14 protein-coding genes are annotated in these 20,254 nt (G+C 28.2%); 8 read left to right on the top strand and 6 right to left on the bottom strand.

Features of this window, described 5'->3' with window-relative positions; genetic code table 11:
- Window positions 1-28 precede the first annotated feature (28 nt).
- Together mutS and C4S77_RS13245 are read right to left on the bottom strand one after the other, a co-directional pair.
- Window positions 29-2,617 (bottom strand): DNA mismatch repair protein MutS, encoded by a 2,589-nt coding sequence (gene mutS / locus C4S77_RS11965; protein WP_105247824.1) that lies wholly within the window; start codon window positions 2,615-2,617, stop codon window positions 29-31.
- A 455-nt stretch (window positions 2,618-3,072) separates the two neighbouring features.
- Complete coding sequence (locus tag C4S77_RS13245) at window positions 3,073-3,891, bottom strand: DUF6427 family protein (RefSeq protein ID WP_221405131.1); 819 nt, start codon at window positions 3,889-3,891, stop codon at window positions 3,073-3,075.
- Between the two features lie 45 nt (window positions 3,892-3,936).
- On the opposite strand from C4S77_RS13245, the gene C4S77_RS11950 reads away from it, so the two are divergent.
- The 3 genes from C4S77_RS11950 (at window position 3,937) to C4S77_RS11940 (ending at window position 6,831) form a co-directional block, all read left to right on the top strand.
- Entirely contained in the window at window positions 3,937-4,119 is a 183-nt protein-coding gene (locus C4S77_RS11950) for a hypothetical protein (protein ID WP_105194270.1), read from the top strand.
- A 44-nt stretch (window positions 4,120-4,163) separates the two neighbouring features.
- Window positions 4,164-5,255 (top strand): CapA family protein, encoded by a 1,092-nt coding sequence (locus C4S77_RS11945; protein ID WP_105247727.1) that lies wholly within the window; start codon window positions 4,164-4,166, stop codon window positions 5,253-5,255.
- A gap of 256 nt (window positions 5,256-5,511) precedes the next feature.
- Window positions 5,512-6,831 carry an alpha/beta hydrolase family protein gene (locus C4S77_RS11940; protein WP_105247726.1) on the top strand — a complete coding sequence of 440 codons (1,320 nt, stop codon included), beginning with the start codon at window positions 5,512-5,514 and terminating at the stop codon, window positions 6,829-6,831.
- A gap of 62 nt (window positions 6,832-6,893) precedes the next feature.
- Here the strand turns inward: C4S77_RS11940 and C4S77_RS11935 are convergent, their stop codons facing one another.
- The gene (locus C4S77_RS11935) at window positions 6,894-7,220 is read right to left on the bottom strand and encodes a hypothetical protein (RefSeq protein ID WP_105194273.1); all 327 of its coding nucleotides are present in this window, start codon (window positions 7,218-7,220) and stop codon (window positions 6,894-6,896) included.
- A gap of 56 nt (window positions 7,221-7,276) precedes the next feature.
- Between C4S77_RS11935 and mfd the strand changes: the two genes are divergently transcribed.
- The 3 genes from mfd to pth all read left to right on the top strand — a co-directional run bounded on the left by mfd (window position 7,277) and on the right by pth (window position 12,410).
- The gene (gene mfd, locus C4S77_RS11930) at window positions 7,277-10,636 is read left to right on the top strand and encodes a transcription-repair coupling factor (RefSeq protein ID WP_105247725.1); all 3,360 of its coding nucleotides are present in this window, start codon (window positions 7,277-7,279) and stop codon (window positions 10,634-10,636) included.
- A 440-nt stretch (window positions 10,637-11,076) separates the two neighbouring features.
- Entirely contained in the window at window positions 11,077-11,814 is a 738-nt protein-coding gene (locus C4S77_RS11925; RefSeq protein WP_105247724.1) for a glycosyltransferase, read from the top strand.
- A gap of 29 nt (window positions 11,815-11,843) precedes the next feature.
- Window positions 11,844-12,410: an aminoacyl-tRNA hydrolase gene (gene pth, locus C4S77_RS11920; RefSeq protein ID WP_105247723.1), complete on the top strand. Its 567-nt coding sequence runs from the start codon at window positions 11,844-11,846 to the stop codon at window positions 12,408-12,410.
- A 5-nt stretch (window positions 12,411-12,415) separates the two neighbouring features.
- Here the strand turns inward: pth and C4S77_RS11915 are convergent, their stop codons facing one another.
- From C4S77_RS11915 to C4S77_RS11905, 3 genes are all read right to left on the bottom strand, one after another.
- Window positions 12,416-13,036 (bottom strand): SanA/YdcF family protein, encoded by a 621-nt coding sequence (locus C4S77_RS11915; protein ID WP_260210009.1) that lies wholly within the window; start codon window positions 13,034-13,036, stop codon window positions 12,416-12,418.
- 78 nt (window positions 13,037-13,114) lie between these two features.
- Window positions 13,115-14,548 (bottom strand): phosphoethanolamine transferase, encoded by a 1,434-nt coding sequence (locus C4S77_RS11910; RefSeq protein WP_181042889.1) that lies wholly within the window; start codon window positions 14,546-14,548, stop codon window positions 13,115-13,117.
- Window positions 14,549-14,909: 361 nt separating this feature from the next.
- Complete coding sequence (locus C4S77_RS11905; RefSeq protein WP_105247822.1) at window positions 14,910-15,827, bottom strand: EamA family transporter; 918 nt, start codon at window positions 15,825-15,827, stop codon at window positions 14,910-14,912.
- Between the two features lie 1,007 nt (window positions 15,828-16,834).
- On the opposite strand from C4S77_RS11905, the gene C4S77_RS11900 reads away from it, so the two are divergent.
- Together C4S77_RS11900 and C4S77_RS11895 are read left to right on the top strand one after the other, a co-directional pair.
- Entirely contained in the window at window positions 16,835-18,745 is a 1,911-nt protein-coding gene (locus C4S77_RS11900) for a type VI secretion system Vgr family protein (protein WP_105247721.1), read from the top strand.
- A 14-nt stretch (window positions 18,746-18,759) separates the two neighbouring features.
- Window positions 18,760-20,118, top strand: a complete 1,359-nt coding sequence (locus C4S77_RS11895; RefSeq protein WP_105247720.1) for a DUF3289 family protein — start codon at window positions 18,760-18,762, stop codon at window positions 20,116-20,118.
- Window positions 20,119-20,254 lie beyond the last annotated feature (136 nt).

Below are 20,254 nucleotides of genomic sequence, written 5' to 3'. Positions count from 1 at the left end.
TATTAAAAATATCAATTCTTTAACTATTTTATCCTCCAATCATTTTTTTTATCTGATTTAATTTCATTAAGGCTTCAATTGGAGTTAATGAATTTATATCAGTTTTTATAATTTCTTCTCGTATATTTTCTAAAATCGGATCATCTAATTGAAAAAAGCTTAACTGCATATTTTCTTCTGTTAAGTTTTTTGTACGGTTTTTCAATTCTTTTCTTGAATTATTTTTTTCTAAGGTTTTTAATATTTCTTCTGCCCTATGTGTTAATTTAACAGGCATACCTGCTAATTTGGCTACATGAATACCAAAACTATGTTCACTTCCTCCCGGCACCAATTTCCTTAAAAAAACAATTGTATCTTTTAATTCTTTAATGCTTACATTAAAATTTTTGATTCTGTCAAAAGAATTCGCCATTTCATTTAATTCATGATAATGTGTAGCAAAAAGTGTTTTAGGACGGGTTGGGTGTTCATGCAGATATTCTGCAATTGCCCAGGCTATAGAAACTCCATCATAAGTGCTGGTACCTCTTCCGATTTCATCTAAAAGAATTAAACTTCTATCTGATATATTATTTAATATGCTTGCTGTTTCATTCATTTCTACCATAAAAGTAGATTCTCCTTTAGATAAATTATCAGAAGCTCCCACTCGGGTAAACACTTTATCTACGATTCCTATGTTTGCATTTTTAGCAGGCACGAAACTCCCTATTTGAGCCATTATGACAATAAGGGCAGTCTGTCGTAATAAAGCCGATTTTCCTGCCATATTGGGTCCTGTTATCATAAGTATCTGTTGCTTCTCATCATCTATATATACAGAATTAGCAATATAAGATTCTCCTAAGGGTAATTGCTTCTCTATAACGGGATGCCTACCCTCTGTAATATCTATTATTCTAGATTCATTTAAATGTGGATGGGTATAAGAATTTTCCAAAGCTACATTTGCAAAAGTTAAAAGTATATCTAATATAGATATGATGCGTGTGTTATACTGTATATCTACTAGTTGTTCTTTAATCTGAGAACATAATTCTATATACAAATTCCCTTCTAATAATGCTATTTTTTCTTCTGCTCCTAATATTTGAGATTCATATTCTTTTAGTTCTTCTGTAATATAACGTTCTGCATTTACTAAAGTTTGTTTTCTTACCCATTCCGGAGGAACTTTACTTTTATGAGTATTCCTAACTTCTAAATAATACCCGAATACATTATTGAAATCTATTTTTAAACTCGGAATGCCAGTTCTTTCAGATTCTCTTAGGCATAAATTATCTAAATACTCTTTACTGTGATTTTTAATTGCCCTTAATTTATCCAGTTCTTCTGACACCCCTTCTTTTATCACCTCTCCTTTAGCCAATGCTACCGGCAAGTCTTCCTTTATGTGATTTGCTAATAAAAAATTAATTTTTTGCAAATCTTTAAATTCGCCTAAATATGTAAATGTGAATTTTTTATCTTTTTTTAGTATTTCTTCAATCTTTTCATAATGTTGCAAAGAGTCCCTTAAATAGCCTAATTCTTTAGGATTTATACGTTCTCCTGCCAATTTCCCCAATAATCTTTCCACATCTGAAATTCCTTTTAACTCTTCTTCAATCCTATAAGATATATCGGTTGATTTTACAAAAAAATCTACAATAGACAATCTATTATTTATAGTTTCTATTTCTTTCAAAGGCATTAAAATCCAGCGCCGAAGCATACGTCCTCCCATATTCGTTCGGGTTTTATCTAAAATCTTTAAAAGAGATACAGATTGTGAATCTGCGTTTCCAACCAATTCTAAATTACGAATGGTAAAATCATCCATCCAAACAAAATTATCTTGCGGAAGCCTTTGTATATTTGATATATGATCTAGTAATTTATGATGAGTATCTTCTGTTAGATAAGCAAAAATAGCTCCTGAAGCTATGATTGCTAGTTTCATAGCCTCTACCCCAAAACCTTTTAAATTATGAGTTTTAAAATGATTAGTTAATTTCTCATAGGCATAGTCATATTGAAATGCCCAGTCCTCTAATTGAAAAGAATAAGATTGTATTTTAATGGGTAATGAAATCCTTTTTTGATAAATAATTTCAGTAGGTTTAAAGTTATCTATCAAATGTTTTAATTTACTTATTTCTCCTTCTGTGACCAAGAATTCACCCGTTGACACATCCAACAAAGCCATACCATACAGATTTTTTTCTTGATGTATTGATAGTAAGAAATTATTACTTTTGGCTTCTAATACCTTATCGTTAAAGGTTACTCCTGGTGTTACCAATTCCGTTACCCCTCTTTTTACAATTCCTTTAGCTAAAGAAGGATTTTCTAATTGATCACAAATTGCTACCCGCAACCCTGAACGCACTAATTTTGGCAAATAAACTTCTAAAGAATGATGTGGAAAACCTGCTAATTCTATATGGGTGGCTTTTCCATTGGCTCTTTTAGTAAGAACAATTCCTAATATACCTGCTGCTTTTATAGCATCTTCTCCAAAAGTTTCATAAAAATCTCCTACTCTAAAAAGTAATATAGCATCCGGATATTTAGCTTTTATAGAATTATATTGCTTCATTAATGGGGTTTCCTGAATTCCTTTACTCATTCTAGATTTTTGACTTTTAATATATTTTTTTGCTAATTTAACGAAAAAAGCCTGTTTTATCTTTACATATACTACATAAAATATCAAGTAAATTTCTTTTTGATAATTTTCAAAGAAAAATAGGTTTTCATAATCAGAATTTTTTGATTATCTTAAAATACTTAAGATCTAAAAAAGTTGTGGGAAATAAGTGATTTGAAATTAGGAACTTTTATTTTTATTATTATATTTTTTTGTTAATAAAGTTATATTTAATTTCTTTTTATATACAATGAAAATGAACATTTGATTCATTTTTGTGATAGATGGATTAATGAATATCTATTTTATTCAAGAATATATCTTCAACTATTATAAAAAATGCTTTAATATGTTATTTCTTAATATGAATATGTAGGAATTATGATTGAAAGTTTAACCTTTTTTATAAAAAACCAACAATACAAAAAATATCCCTATAAAGATTTAGATACGATTAGACTGATAGGTAAACTAACAAAAAGAAGTAATCCATAATTTTCTCCCATAAAAAAAGCATAAATAACAATCCAGGAAAATAAATAAAGAAGTAAAACCGAATAGCCATTTAAGATTTTTAAATCATGAATATCTTTTTTATTAGTATATTGATTAACAAAACCATAAATTAAAATAAATGCCAAAACAATTAAAATAGGAATTTGATATTCAAAATGAAATTGAGGAAATTCAAAATGATTTACCCAATCTAAGATCCTATAGAATTGATCGGTAAGATACATAATTTCAATAATGAGAATTAAGGTAACAAATATCCCTGCTAAGTATTGTGAAATATTGATCTTTTCTTCATAATATAAAACCGTAACTATAAAAAATAAAAGAAGAAGAATGGCTGTAGGAAAATATAAAAAAGATGAAATTGTTACTAACATACCTATATTAAAATATTTCAAAGAAGAAGACATAGGTAATGTACCTAAAATAAGTGATGATACTACCGATAAAAGTAAATATACTATCCCTAAAGTAATAAATTCGAAAACTTGTAAGGAAGATATAAATAAAAGTGAAAAAATAATAAGTACAAGTAATTTCGTTTTATTTTTGAAATTGATTGAAACTATAATTCCAATATTAATAATAAAAGATAGACAACTTATAATAAATATTTCCCAAAAAAAAGATTGATTATAATTTTTTAGATTAAAAAAATAAAAAAAAACTCCTAAGAATATAGCAAATAGACCTAAGATTACAAAAATATAATTTCGAGGTGAGGAGTTTGAATACATTTTTATATATTTGTTACAAAAGTAAAAATAAAAATACATTTAATCATGACAGAAATAATTATTGGAATCGGTAAGTTTTTTACATGGACATTTAAATTACTTCCAATTATTGGTACTTATATTGATTGGATTTTTGCATCGGCTATATTTTTGTTTTTATTATATTGGAGTAAGCGAATATTTAAATTTGGTCAAAATGATAAAAAATATGATGGAGATCATTTATAATATATTTTTTTCATCAGTATCGTTTATTTAGTATAAAAATTTTAATGTTGAGAATATTCATTTCATTTTTTATTATTTTTTCAATAATTTCTTGTAAAGGAAAAACCGAAAAAACTGAAGTTCTTCAAAAAAAAGACACACTACAATCATTAACCAAACAAGATACCGTAACAATCACAGCTGTTGGTGATATAATGTTAGGAAGTAATTATCCTACTTCATCCTTATTACCTAAAGATAATATTTTAAAGAAAATAACTCCGTTTTTAAAAGATAATTCTGACATTATATTAGGAAATTTAGAAGGAACTCTTTTCGATAAAGGAGGCGTTCCAAAAAATTGCAACAATCCAAATTTATGCTTTGTTTTCCGTACTCCTTCTTCTTATGGGAAATATTTACAAGAAGCCGGCTTTGATTTTTTAAGTATAGCTAATAATCATAGTGGAGATTTTGGAGTTATTGGAAGAAAGAAAACTCAAAAAAATTTAGATAGCTTAAAAATTCAATATGCAGGAATTTTAAATACCTGTGAATATACTATAAAAGAAAAAAAAGGGATTCGTTATGCTTTTATTGGAGCCGGACATAATCCTGGATTAGTTAGCATAAAAGATTATTCTGATATTAAACGTATTATTTCAAAAGTTAGACCCCAAGCTGATATAATTATAGTTATGTTTCATGGTGGCGCTGAAGGTTCTGCTTATCAACACGTTCCGCATAAAAAAGAAACATATGCTGGGGAAAATCGGGGAAATGTTGAAGAATTTTCTCATATATGTATAGATGCCGGTGCCGATATAGTTTTTGGTAGTGGCCCTCATGTTACAAGAGCTGTAGAATTATATAAAAATAAATTTATTGCTTATAGTTTAGGGAATTTCGCAACTTTTGGTAATTTAGTTTTAAAAGGAGCCAATGGTAAAGCCCCTATTCTGAAAATTACCTTGGATTCTAAGGGAAATTTCATATCCGGAAAAATAATTTCTACTTTCCAAATTGAAGACTCTGAAATAGGACCTGAAATAGATCCTCAAAATCATGCGTTAAAATATATACAAAATTTAACAAAAGAAGATTTCCCCAAAAGTAACGTTATTGTTTCCGATAACGGAGAAATAAAAAAATTATAATCTTATTAATTTTCCCGTTCATTAACCTGTATTTTTTATAAATTAAAAAATACGGATTTCATTTATTATTACTCATTATATATAGATTTTTAGGTACCTATATTTACATTATTGCAATAATCATCCTGCAAAATTATATCTTATCAATATATAAAAAGTGATGTAAATTAATATTTTATAAAATAATAAATGTAATTTATATTGTTTAATCAAATAATTATTACATTTATATCATTAACAAATAAAATAATTATATATGAAACATTACTTTAACAGAATTTTATTATTTACTACAATAATAAGTTTTACTTTATTAGCAAATTCATGTAGCAATGACGAAGAGATAAACGATGCTACACATGCTAACAATCAAAAAATAATCTATAAAGGAGAGGAAATAAATTCTTTTAGTTATTCGGATTTGAAATTGATGAAATCTCAATTAGAAAAATCTAATATTGAAGTTTCAAATGTAGACTTAAATGTAAAATCTGAAAATTCCATTCAGTCTAAAGAAGCTATAGACAACAATCCATGTGTAGTTGCTTTAAAAGTTACATGCAAAACCCCTCATCCTGATCGCTCAGGAAGATACATAGATGCTTCCGGAGTATTATTGGTACCTAAAAAAAACCTCCTCACCGATTTAAAAAACTATCGAATTATTATAGCTACTCCACCCACTTACACCTATAATAATTTAGCTCCATCAATTGCTTTTAAAAAAGTATCTTTAATTGACGGAAACAATGAATTAAACTATTTATATTTCTGGACCTTACAAGCCCAGTCCGGATTTGCAGTCCTTATTCCCGATTACCCTGGTTTTGGAGATTCTTACGGACAATGTTTTCACCCCTATTTAGACTCTAAAGCAATGGTAAATTCTACCATTGATCTTCTAAAATCAGCAGAATCTACTTTATCTGCAAATGGATATAGATATAAAAAAGAATTAATGATTACAGGATACTCTTTAGGAGGGTATGTAGCTGCTTCCTTAGCCAGAAAAATCGAAACAGATTTATCTAACAAATATACAGTCAAATTATTGTTTACAGGCGGAACTCCGTGCAATCTTAAACAAATTGCCGATATTGTTCGTCATTCCAACTATACACAACATACTTTTTTCTTAAGCTATGGACTTTGGGGATACAAAAAAAATGCATATCCACAAATTAAGATCACTGATTATCTTAAACCTCCTTATGATACTCAATCTTTAACATACTTTAATGGAACATATGTTTATGTTAACGAATTTTTCCCGCATAATCCTGCTGATATTTATACAGAAAAATTTATTAAATATCTTGACACCGATCCTGATTTAGCAATCATGAATTCCATATTAGATGAAAATAGTGTAAAACCTTGGAAAAATAAATGTCGATTTATTATGATTCATGGAGTATCCGATGTTTCTGTATATTACCAAAATGCAAAAGATTTTGCAAACCAACAAAACCAATATGGTGGAAATGTTACCTTTTATAATACAGTGGGTGACCATATTGTTGCAGTTGAAGGATACTATCTAAAAGCGTCTCAATACCTAAAGCTTTATGAATAAATAATAAATAACCAATAAAAAAGACGGAATATTATAATATTCCGTCTTTTTTATTGGTTATTCTAATAATATGAAAGAAATTGCCAAAATTTTCTTTGTTTCAAATAACATATTTTTTTCTCATTTGCATATGCTTCTTTCTCAAAACTTATTTCCCTATATGCCTTATCTAAATTTTTATACCTAATTAATTTAATTAAAAACTCGGCAAAATAAAGAATAAAAAAGAAAATCCATAATAATTCTAGTTGTTGCCTGATATGAATTTTTTCATGATTAACAAGAACTTTATCTTTCCTCATAAATTTATATCGAACAAAAATAAAAGGAAAAACAGCCATTCCTTGAAAATCTCCATAAAATATATATGGAAAACATACTACTAACATTTCTATATTTTTTTAACAAACAAAATATAACAATTCCTTACCTTTGCTCTGTTTTTATGACAAATTTCATTCCGAAAAATATTTTCCCGCTCCTAAAAAATAGCATTTTAGGCAGAGAATTGTATGCATCTATAAATCAAACTCATTTCAATCTCAACATAAAAAATGCTTGCGGATCTTATCCATCCCTTATAACTTCTCTTTTATATAAGGAATTTAATATTCCTATACTTATGCTTGTTTCTAATCAAGAAGAAGCCGCTTATGTCTTAGATGAAATAGAAGATATATTGGGAAAAGAAAATGTTTTATTTTATCCTTCTTCCTATCTTATTCCTTACCAGACCGAGGAAGTTCAGAATGCTAACGTAGTATTAAGGACAGAAGTTATAAATCAATTATCTAAAAATAGCAGCCCTAAATATATTGTTTCTTACGCTGATGCAATTTTTGAGAAAATAATCAATAATATAAACCTAAATGAATTAAGTCAATCGATCAAGATAGGTGATAAAATTGATACTAATTTTTTAAATGAAGTCCTTTTTAGTTATAAATTTACCCGTACAGATTTTGTTACTCAGCCAGGGGAATTTTCAGTAAGGGGCGGAATTATTGATATTTTTTCCTATTCTGATGAAATGCCTTATAGAATAGGATTTTTTGGGAATGAAGTAGAAAGTATACGTAAATTTAACATTGAAAGTCAATTATCTGAAGAAAAAATCCAGGAATGTATCATTATTCCTAATATTGATCACCCGGATCATGACACTCGTAAAATACCTTTTTTTGATTACCTTCCTAAACAAACAATTATTTTTAGCAAGGATTTACAACTAATCCATACTATTATTAATGAAAAAAACAATCTGGCAAATCAAATTTTTAAGGAATTAAATTCTACCATAAAAAGAGGTACTCCAAAACAACTTTATATAGATTCAGAAGAATTACTTCAAAAAATTAACCAATTTTCTTGGGTTGAATTTTCTTCTATGCCTTATTATCCTGATAAAAAAACTATCATACTTTCACAAAATGAGCAGCCTAGTTTTAATAAGCAATTTGATATTCTGGCAAATGATTTACATGATAAAGAAAAATTAGGATTTAAAAATTACATATCTTTTACTTCAGAAAATCAAGAAGCAAGACTAGAAGAAATATTTCAGGAAAAAGAAAAAAATTCCCACTTTACCGGATTAAATGCTAATATACATCGAGGATTTATAGATAAAGACACAAAATTTCTACTCTATACAGATCATCAAATTTTTGAAAGATACCATCGTTTTACCTTACGTAACTCTTTTTCTAAATCCGAAGCCTTGACTTTAAAAGAACTTACTGATTTACAAGTAGGCGATTATGTTACTCATATTGATCATGGCGTAGGTAAGTTTATGGGACTGGTTAAAATTAAAAATGATGATAAGATTTACGAAACTATAAAATTAGTTTATAAAAATAATGACATATTATATGTAAACATACACTCTTTACATAAAATATCTCGATATTCTGGCAAAGATGGCGCACAAATCACCTTAAATCAATTAGGCTCTCCGGCATGGAAAAATCTTAAAAATAAAGCAAAAAGAAAAGTTAAAGAAGTTGCTTTTGATTTAATTAAACTCTATGCGGATAGAAGATCTAAAAAAGGTTTTGCTTTTTCTCCTGATGGTTATTTACAAAATGAATTAGAAGCCTCTTTTATGTATGAGGATACTCCTGATCAAGAGAAAGCTACAAAAGAGGTTAAAAAAGATATGGAACAACCTATTGCTATGGATCGTTTAGTTTGTGGAGATGTAGGATTCGGAAAAACAGAAATAGCAATAAGGGCAGCTTTTAAAGCCGCTACAGACGGGAAACAAACAGCCATTATGATTCCTACTACAATTTTAGCCCTGCAACATTATAAAACTTTTAGTAAACGTTTAAAAGAGTTTCCTGTAAGAATAGAATATCTTAATCGTTTCAGAAGTACTCAACAGAAAAAAGAAATTATCAAGGATTTGACTGAAGGGAAAATTGATATAATTATTGGTACTCAACAACTAGTGGGCAAAGACATTAAATTTCATGACTTAGGATTATTAATTATAGATGAAGAACATAAATTTGGAGTTTCTGTAAAAGATAAATTAAAAACTTTAAAAACTACTGTTGATACCCTTACCTTAACGGCTACTCCTATCCCCAGAACTTTACAATTTTCCTTAATGGCTGCAAGGGATCTTTCTGTTATTAAAACTCCACCCCCAAATCGTCAGCCTATACAAACCCAGCTCATAGGGTTTAACGAAGAACAGATTAGGGATGCAATTATGTATGAGCTTAACCGTAATGGGCAAGTATTTTTTATAAACAATAGAATTGAAAATCTGGATATCTTAGCGGGTATGATAAAACGCTTAATTCCACAAGCCAGAGTAGCTATAGGACATGGACAAATGGATGGCAAAAAATTAGAGGATGTCATGGTAAAATTTATGGAAGGTGAATATGATGTATTGTTATCCACAACAATTATTGAATCCGGTTTAGATGTTCCTAATGCAAATACCATTTTTGTAAATGATGCCCAAAAATTCGGATTAGCAGATTTGCATCAGATGAGAGGTCGCGTAGGAAGATCTAATCGGAAAGCTTTCTGCTATTTGATTACCCCGCCTTTTGATGTTTTAACTTCTGAAGCTCGAAAAAGATTACAAGCTTTGGAACAGTTTTCTGAATTAGGTTCAGGTTTTAATATTGCAATGAAAGATTTAGAGATAAGAGGTGCTGGAGATTTATTAGGAGCAGAACAAAGTGGTTTTTTTGCAGATATAGGTTTTGAAGCCTATCAACAAATATTAAATGAAGCAATTGAAGAATTAAAAGAAAATGAATTTTCTGACCTTTTTAAGGAAGAAAATGAAACAAAGGATTTTATTTCCGATGTTCAAATAGATTCTGATTTTGAATTACTAATTCCGGATGAATATGTAAATAAAGTGGAGGAAAGATTTTCTTTATATCAAAAACTTTCTGAAATAAACACAGAAAAAGATCTTTCAAAATTTTCAGAAAATCTTATAGACCGTTTTGGACCAATTCCGCCACAAACTCAAGATTTATTAAATAGTATACGTATTAAAGAATTAGCTAAAAAAATTGGAATAGAGAAATTAGTTTTAAAAAACAAAATCATGTTAGCTTATTTTCCTTCTAATGCACAATCTGCCTATTATAATTCAATGATTTTCAAAAAAATTATTGAATACTTACAGCAATATCCGAAAGAAGCAACACTCAAACAAAAAAGTGGGAATGAGGAAATTTTACTTTACCTTAAAAAAGAAAAAATAAACACTATAGAATCGGTTTTAGAATTTTTTCATCAAATACATAATTTTATACTAAAATAGCAGTAAGTTTTTCGTATTTATATTTAACCCAATATTTGCTTTATATTTATTGTTTTTATATTTATTTTTAATATTTTAAATATAAATATTTATAAAATTAACAAATTCATTGATATTCTATTCCAAAATATATTTATTCTATAACAATATTATACATCATTTTTAAAAATATTATTATATTTAAATTACATTTACTTAATAAGATTTTTTTTAATTTTACCACTAGTTTATAATTATATTATATAGTATAATTCATAAATTTGTTAAAATAAAATATAATAAAGGCAATTATAGATTAAATATTAAATACTTATACTTTATATTTACCATTTATTATAATAGACTTAAAACTAATTTTTAAATCTGATTTAAAGGTATTTCTGTTCCGCTCATTTTTAAAATTTAGTTATCTAAAAGTTCTTTAAAAAGTAATATAAAAAATGAAAAAAAACTGTATAGTCGTTCCTTGTTATAATGAAGAAAATAGAATTCCCATAATCAATTTTGAAAAAAAACTGCTTGAGGATAAAAACCTTTATGTTTGTTTCGTAAACGATGGTAGTTCTGATAAAACTCTTGATATTTTAAAAATATGTAATCAAAAATTTCCGGATAAAGTATTAATTATTGATCAAAATCCCAATCAGGGAAAAGCTATGGCTATATATAATGGCATAAATAAAGCTTTAAAATGGAAATCATTTGATACTTTAGGATATTTAGATGCCGATTTAGCCACTTCTATAGATGAATATTTAAAACTTTGTTCTTATTTAAATAATAATTTAGTCTTCACTTTTGGGTCAAGAATACGTAGGATAGGCTCTCAAATAAAAAGAAAACTCTATAGACATTTAATAGGAAGAGGTTTTGCTACCTTCTCTAGTATTTTACTTGATCTACCTGTATATGACACACAATGTGGAGCCAAAGTATTTACTACTGAAATAGCTGAAAAAGTATTTAAAGATCCTTTTATTTCTAACTGGAGTTTTGATGTAGAAATATTTTTTAGGTTTATTTCTATTGTAGGAAAAAAAAATGTAGAAAAACGAGCTAAAGAAATTCCTTTAGAAAATTGGAGAGATGTAGGTGACTCCAAAGTTAAATTTTCTTATTCTTTAAAACTTCCTTTTGAATTGTTAAAAATTAAAAGACATTACAAAAACTTAAAATAAATTATATTTTTGCAATATTATATTTTAGTATGAATAAATATCTAATTGTAGGTTTAGGTAATGTGGGTTTAGAATATGAAATGACCCGTCATAATATAGGTTTCCTTATTGTAGACCAATTATCACAAAAATTAGGCAATTCATTTAAAGCATCTAATTTTGGGCAAATTAATGAAACTTCATATAAAGGAAGAAAAACTTTTATTCTTAAGCCTGATACTTATATGAATTTAAGTGGAAATGCCGTTAAATATTGGATTCAAAAAGAAAATATTAAAATAGAGAACATTCTAATTATTTGTGACGACCTAAGTCTGCCATTTGGAACCCTTAGAATTAAATCGAAAGGTAGCAATGCTGGACACAATGGCTTAAAAAGTATAGAATCTAAATTACAAACGCAGCAATATCCAAGGCTGAAATTTGGAATCGGAAATAACTTTGCTAAAGGAAAACAAATCGATTATGTTTTAGGGAAATGGAGTGATGAAGAAAAAAAACTTCTAGTTCCCAGAATTGATCTAAGTACAGATGCAATAATGAATTTTATTTTTACAGGAATTACTCATACTATGAATGAGTTTAACGGAAAATAGTTTTGTTAGATTTGAATTTTATCTCCTAAATATTTAGGTTTTTTTCCGGTTAAAAAGTCTAAAAATACTTTTACTCTAGCCAGCTTTTCTCTAGCCATTGTCTTAAAACCATAATAAGAATTAACATCTTTTGCATTATAACCTACCACGTCCATATTATAATGTCTGGCTATAAGTATTGCTCTTTCATTATGAAATTTTTGAGATATTATAGTAAATTTATTCTGTCCGAAAATTTCTTTCATTCTGACCACCGAATCCAAAGTTCTGAATCCGGCAAAATCTAAATAAATACTATCTGATGGAATACCTAAAGCGATAAGATCATCTTTCATATCTTGAGCTTCATTATATTCTTTTCGGCTATTATCGCCACTCACTACAAAAATATGTACTTTACCCGCATCATAAAGTTGTTTTGCAGCCTGTATTCTATAAGAAAAATATAAATTATTCCATCCATTATTTAATTTTTTAGAGGTTCCTAATAGTAAACCTACTCTATTATATGGGATGTTTTGTATTTGGTTATAAATATAATTTTCAGATTTAAATGAGACAACTTTGTCTATAATGAATAATATCAAAATAATAGCTAAAAAAATCAAAATCAAACCTTTTAACATTTTGCTTTTTAAAATTTTCCTCAACATATATTATAAGTTTACAATTCAAATATATAAAATATTCATTACTACAAACAACTATAATCTATTATCTTCTCTTTGTATTTTAGAATATGGATATACTTGTGAATCAACATGGAAAATATATCTACCTTCATATATAGCCTGCTTTTTATATTTATCTGGAACATGATATCCTAATGCTTCAGCTAATACATAAATTGAACAAGAACTGTTTAATAATTGGGTATTTTTGTTTATATATTTCAAAATAACATTATCAACATCAAAATTACTTTTATTAACAGTTATATATGGAATTTCAAATTGAGGTGTACCATCTTCCATAAATCCATGACCTTTCCCAATTTTTTCTCCATGATCAGAAAAATATATCATTAGTGAAGAAGAGCTATTTTTCATTAGATTATATACACCTTTAAGAACCCTATCTGTCTGATGAATTGAACGATCATAATCAATTGTAAAAAAATCTTCACTTTTTTTAATGGCCTTCATATCTGCTGAATCATACCTCTCATTATATAATATATGGCTCCCCATTAAGTGTATAACAAAAAACTGCTTTTCCTTTTTGTTATAGTTTTTCTTCAATACATTTAATAAAACTAAATCATGATTTTTTTTATTCCTTACTTGTGATTCTGGAAAATATTGCTCAGTAGCACCTGAAGAAATAAACCCAACATAACTTTCAAACATTCCTATCTGATCCTGATTTGAAATCCATATAGTTTCATATCCAGCATCATTTGCTAATTCAACAATATTTTTTTCTCTAAAAAAAGGCTGGATAGTAAATTGTGTAGAAAAACTTAATACGATCCTAAGTGCCTCCCTAGTAATTGGAGCCGGACTAATTGCATCATAATATTTAAAATTTACATTTTTTTCTTGATTTAAACTATCCAGAAAAGGAGTAGTGGCTACTGAATATCCATATAAGGAATAATGTTTTCTCCAAGAGCTTTCACCAATAATTAAGAATATTTTCTCAGGAGATAAATTGTTTTTATTTAAATAAATACCATTAGGTAATACTCTTTTTTCTTTTCCATATTTATGAAACTTGGACATCTCCCGCCGATATGCTATAAAGGTCAACCAATCATTATATACTAAAGGAAGAGTTTGCAAAGATAATCGTTGAAGGGTAAGAATGGGATTAGCAGGAAATTCCTGACGTAGTCTTTCTACCTTAGTTATTATAAAAAAATAACTTACTGGTATTATAATAATTAAATAAACAGTTAGTAATATGATTGATTTTTTTAACAATAATTGAGATTTTTTTAATTCTCTTTGTGACATAAAAATGAGAAAAAAACTCAATAAAAATATAATTGTAGCCGGAAATACAACGTGCCCTAGGACCTCTTTAGCTTCCGATAAATTTGTTTCAAAAATCGAAGCTAAGCCCCCTAAAAATATTGGATTATGATATGTATAAGCAAAATAGGCATCAAAAGCTACGAAAAAAGAAAAAATCAATGTTACAAAAAACGTATATTTTATTCTTCCTAAGATATTTATGATTATTAAAATACTGACTATATTTAATATAATCAGTAACCCGTAAAAGGAAGTCAAAAAATTTTTATCAAATAAATAACAAATACCTCCTAAATAAAATGAACAAATCAATGTATATTTATAAGAACATAAAAATTTCAATATTTTTAACATGAACGTTATTTGCTAAATTAAAAACAAATATATATAAACTATATATATAAAATTAAATCAATTAAATATAATTATTATACAAAAAGCTAAAAACTACTCTTAACAATAATATTATATTTATTATGTTGTAAATAATTTTTTATTAATCCTTCAAAAAATAAGTTCTTTATTTTTTTTCTTTAATTAAATTACTCATTATTATAGATATAAGTATAAGTATAACCCCTAACCATTGAAGAGTTTGTACATTTTCTTGCAATATAAAATAAGAAGAAAGAACTGCTATCGGCAATTCCGCGGCACTTAATATAGTCCCAACAGAAATGCCTACTTTAGGAACCCCTATTGAAAAGAAAAGCGGAGGAATAACTGTTCCTAATAAAGCCAAAGCTATCCCCCATTTATATAATCCGGAAATAAAAACACCATCAAATAAAAATGTAGGCCTAAAAACAACCCAAGTCAAAATAAAAGATCCGGTAATCATTAATGCACTTTTTTTGAATACAGGTAAATCATTACCTACCCTACCACTACATAAAATAAATAAAGCATAAGATAACGCAGCCAATAAACCATATATAATACCCACCATATTGAGGGTAATTGTCTGATTAAAAATTCCTCCTGCAAATATAGTTCCTATTAAAACTACAGCTGTCGCTAAAATTTGAATACGTGTCGGTTTCTTCTTAAAAATTAATGCATCCAGAATTATACTCATCCATAAATATTGCATTAATAATATAATAGCTATAGAAGCCGGTAATAAGCTTACACATTTATAATAAAACATTCCCACTAAGCCTGTGAAAGTACCGGCAAATAATACTTTCCACCATTTTGTAGCAGTTTTTTGCTCCTGTCCTGAAAATTCATGCTTTCTTGTTTTTTTTACTACCCCAAAATTTAATTGTAAATAATAAATTAACCATAAAAAAAAGGTTCCGAATAAAGTTTGAGAACCTGTAATTTCACCTAAATTATAATCTTGCGCATAAGCTTTTTTTACAATTGTCGATAATAACCCAAAACTACATGCCCCTAAAAAGACAAATATACCTCCTCTTAGTTTTTTATTCATCTGTGTATCATTTTTTCTCGGAGCAAAAATACGGAACATTACACAAAACGGAACAATGATAATTATAATACTTTTTAGCTATTAATTAAATTGTTTAAAAATATTTATTATAAAAATTCAAATAACAAATAATGCGTATTGCATACTCTCATAATTGAAACTGCGAACATACACTAAATCATTTACATAACTAACTGATATTGCTTTCGATTCAGATATTGCATTAAATTATAAAATAAAAATTTTTTGTTTATAATTTCTATTTTACCAATAATTTTTATTTTAAATTTTATTTTAAGAAAATGAATATTTAATATGGAAATAATTTTCAGACAGGCAAAAAATGAATAATTAAATCGAATTTGGAAAATTTTAGATAAAGCTATTCAAAGAAGAAAAAAAGATAGAAGCAATCAATGGCAAGACATCTATCCTAATCCTTCAATTATAATAAAAGACCTTGAAAAAAAGTTGGGGATATGCAATCCATAATTATCCATTGCCGGATATTGTTATCCTCATTATTAATAATGAACAAACATACCAACATATAAAAGGTCCGTGGAAAACAAATTCAAAATATATTGCATTTCACAGATTAGCCATATTGCATAAATATTAAAAAAAAGGTTTAGCTCAAAAAATGCTTTATTTTATTGAAAGTTTTGCGCTTAATAATACTCTTTACAGTAAAAAAAACTAATACAAATTTAGACAATGAAGGCATGCTCCATATATTAAATAAAATATTTGATTTTCTATCTCCTTACCTATTATCTATAACTTCCATATAAACAATAAATTAATTAAAACTGATTACAAAAAATACATCTATTACTATTAAAACATAAATAAAATATATAAATATAACATATATGTATTAAAAATATATTTAATATCCCTAAATAATTATTTTTATAGTTTTTTTATTTTATATTAAATTATTTTATATATTTGCTCCTATATGATAATATATTTGTTATTTAACTCTTTATAATTGACTATATATGAACACAACTAACCCCAATGAAGAGAAAAACCCTCTTTTTCAAATTAATTCCTCCCAAAATAAGTCCTCTTATTTTGCAAAATACGGAGGAATAAAAGAAGACTTATACGGAGATTCCCATTTAGTATCAGTTAAAATAAAGATCAATGGAGTTGATTTTTTCACTCAAACAAATATCCGATTAGAAATCAGGCAAAAAATCAATGACCTACACGAATTTACCCTTATTTGTGACCCCGACGAATTCGGAGAGAATCATACCACTTACCTTTTACAAAACTCCAGAGAATATTTAGGAAAAAGGATTAGCTTCCAATTCCGACAGTTCGGAAAAACTACCTCTATTTTTACCGGAATCATTACCCAACTTTCCATGCCTAAAAAAGAAGGAATTCGCCAGATTGTTTTTCGGGGGACTTCTCCTTCCATTCTTATGGAAAACGGGCTCCATTGCCGCAGTTTTGAAAACCAGACCTTTGAGGAAATTATTAAAGAAGTAATTAAAGACTATCCGCAAAATGTTATAAGCTTTCATATTAATCCTAATTATAATGAAAGGCTGAATTATATAGTACAATACAACAGCACCGATTTTCAGTTTTTACAGCAGCTAAGTAAAAGGTTTGGAGAATATTTTTACTACAATGGAGAACAGTTTTGTTTTTCTGCCTGGGGAGGTAAAATTATTGAGTTAATGGAAGGAGAAGATGTTTACGATTATGAAATTAAGATGGAAGTGCAGCCCCAGAATTTTTCCTATACGGCCTATGATGCCAAACAAGGAACAGACTATTTGCTAGATTCCAAAACCCAAAGCATACAATCCTCTAATAACCCTTTTCAGCAATTTGCCTACAATGCATCCAAAAACCTATATAATGTATCTCCTACGGCCCATTACGATCAGAGCTTATTGCTTAACGGCTCGTTGGATATGCAACGATCATTGGAAAGAGATATGAAGAAAAGGCAGAATTTAGTCTATGTGGAAGCTACCAGTAATAATCCTTGCTTACGTGTCGGTGATGTGGTTAAGATGATGGCTTGGATTCCGGGGCATGAAATATTCAAAAACGGACGGGTACCCATAGAATCGTATAAGATAACCGAAATCGTCCACACCTTTGCAGATGGAGAAGGGTATACCAATACCTTTGTCGGAGTACCTAAAGACTTACCGGTTCCTCCATACTATAACGAGGTTGAAGCTCCCAAAGCCCAGATACAACATGCCACTGTAAAGGACAACCGAGACCCCCTGAAAATGGGAAGGGTAAGGGTACAGTTTGCCTGGCAAAGGAGGGCTAACAGCCAGACTCCTTGGGTACAGGTAATTCAGCCCCATTCCGGAGGAGGCAAAGGGACTTATTTCAACCCTGAGATCGGGGAAACCGTATTGTGTGCGTTTCAGGGAGGAAATGCCGAAGCTCCTATTGTGTTGGGAACGGCTTATAATGGAGGAGAGATTGCAGAATATTACACCCAGGGAAACGATATTAAAGTCATACAGACCCGAAGTGGTACCAAGATTGTTTTTAATGATGCCCAGGAACAGGGTTCTATACTTATAGAAGACCCCAGCGGAAATAAAATGTTTATGGACGGACAGGGTAATATAAAAACCTATGCACCGGAAACCCTTTTTATAGATGCAAAAAACGTAGTGGTATCCGCTTCTCAAAATATAAGTATGAGTGCCGGGGAAAATATATCTGCCATGGCAGGAGATGATTATAATTTATCTGCACATAATATATTTGAAAGTGCCGGAGCATATAGGGATAGTAAGGCAAAAGAAATTACTGAAACTACAAAAAAGAGTACTTATACGAGTAATGAAGATACAATTAACCTGGAAAGTGGAGCTATAGTAAAATCTAATAGCGCTCAACAAACCAGTTTACACTAAAATAACTTATTGTTATGTCTGGAGGAAAAATAGTACGTACCGTAGGTGGGGAAAGTGTAAAAACAGCTAAAAAATCCATCACTCTTACAGCTACTGAAGGAGATTTGACTTTTAATTCTCCTACACAAGTAATTATGAACGGAAAGCAGGGCGGAGTACAATATCTAAATAATTATGTTCCTCCTCCTCCCTTACGGGTATTAAAATTAGATGGACCTTTTGATGAAAAGGGACAAAAGGTTAGTGTATTGAAAAAAGAAAAATGGTATACATACAAAGTAATTCAATTTAATCGTGACTTCAAAGAATATGAAATTAAAGGTTTAAAGTGGGCTACTAAATATGATGATAATGAATTATACATAAATTATCCTTCTGTAATAGGCAAAAAAGAAGTCTCCTTTAAAATACCTAAGAATAGAATAGCTTTAAAATTTACAGTTTATGCTTATTTAGAAAAACCTATAGATGAAGTTTGTATTGAAACAAGTATTTTTGAAATAAAGTTTCCAATGTTGATTATACAAAGCATTGGAAGAAAAGGAAAAAAGACAATTACAGTAAAAGGAAAGAAAACCAGTTCCAATGAAACAGCTATAGACTTATTATACAATGATTATACAGAAAATAAAGCAGGATTTACTAAATTAAGAAATCAATTAAGACAGGAAATTTATGATACCAATAAGCAGGAAAGATGGTTTAATATTACATCGAGGGATGATTATGCTGATGAAAAAGCAGATAAGTTAATTAAAAAAGTGGAAAATTTTTCAAAGAAGACAGACGCAGAATTATTTGAAATTTTTAATAATAATGCAGAATCTTTTTCACAGAGTAAATTGGAAGACAATATAAAAAGAATGATAGCTAAAATGCAAAGAAATGAAGGAGGAGAATATTCACATATTGATTTAACAAATGCTGTTATTCAACATGAAAATACTATAAAATTTGTGAATGAAGTAAAAAAATATGTTGTGAAATATTTGAAAAAATATAGTTCAGATATATCAATTTTAGAAATCAAAGATGATGGAACAGGGATAATATATGAAGATATGGTGGATTCTAAAAAACCAAAAGATGAACAAGTAAATAAACCAAGATTTAATAATTATACAGATGCATTGTCGGGAATTCAAATTGCTATAAATGATGTGTGGGCATTTCAAATATATCTTTCCAATTACTATATGACTAATAATGATCCGCATGGCGAATTATATTTTAATTTTTATGATCATTTTGGTTTAGATTATCCGGATATTGAAAAGTATGATTATGATATTTTTATAGCCTGGTTTATTTTACAACATTTTAGAGGGTATAAACCTTTTATAACCAAAGTTTCTTTTACCAGTAAATTTTAATACTATGAAAGTTGTTTTTTATTTGCTTACCAAAAGGAGTTTATTAGAATTATTAATCATCCTAATAATTTCCTTTATGCTGTTTATTTTATATTTTGGCGGATTCCCTTATGGAGAATGGATAGCCTTAAATACA

The sequence above is a fragment of the Apibacter adventoris genome (genome assembly GCF_002964975.1).
Taxonomy (GTDB): Bacteria; Bacteroidota; Bacteroidia; order Flavobacteriales; family Weeksellaceae; genus Apibacter; species Apibacter adventoris.
Note: the sequence above shows the minus strand (reverse complement) of the source record. Positions and strands in the feature narration are given on the sequence as shown.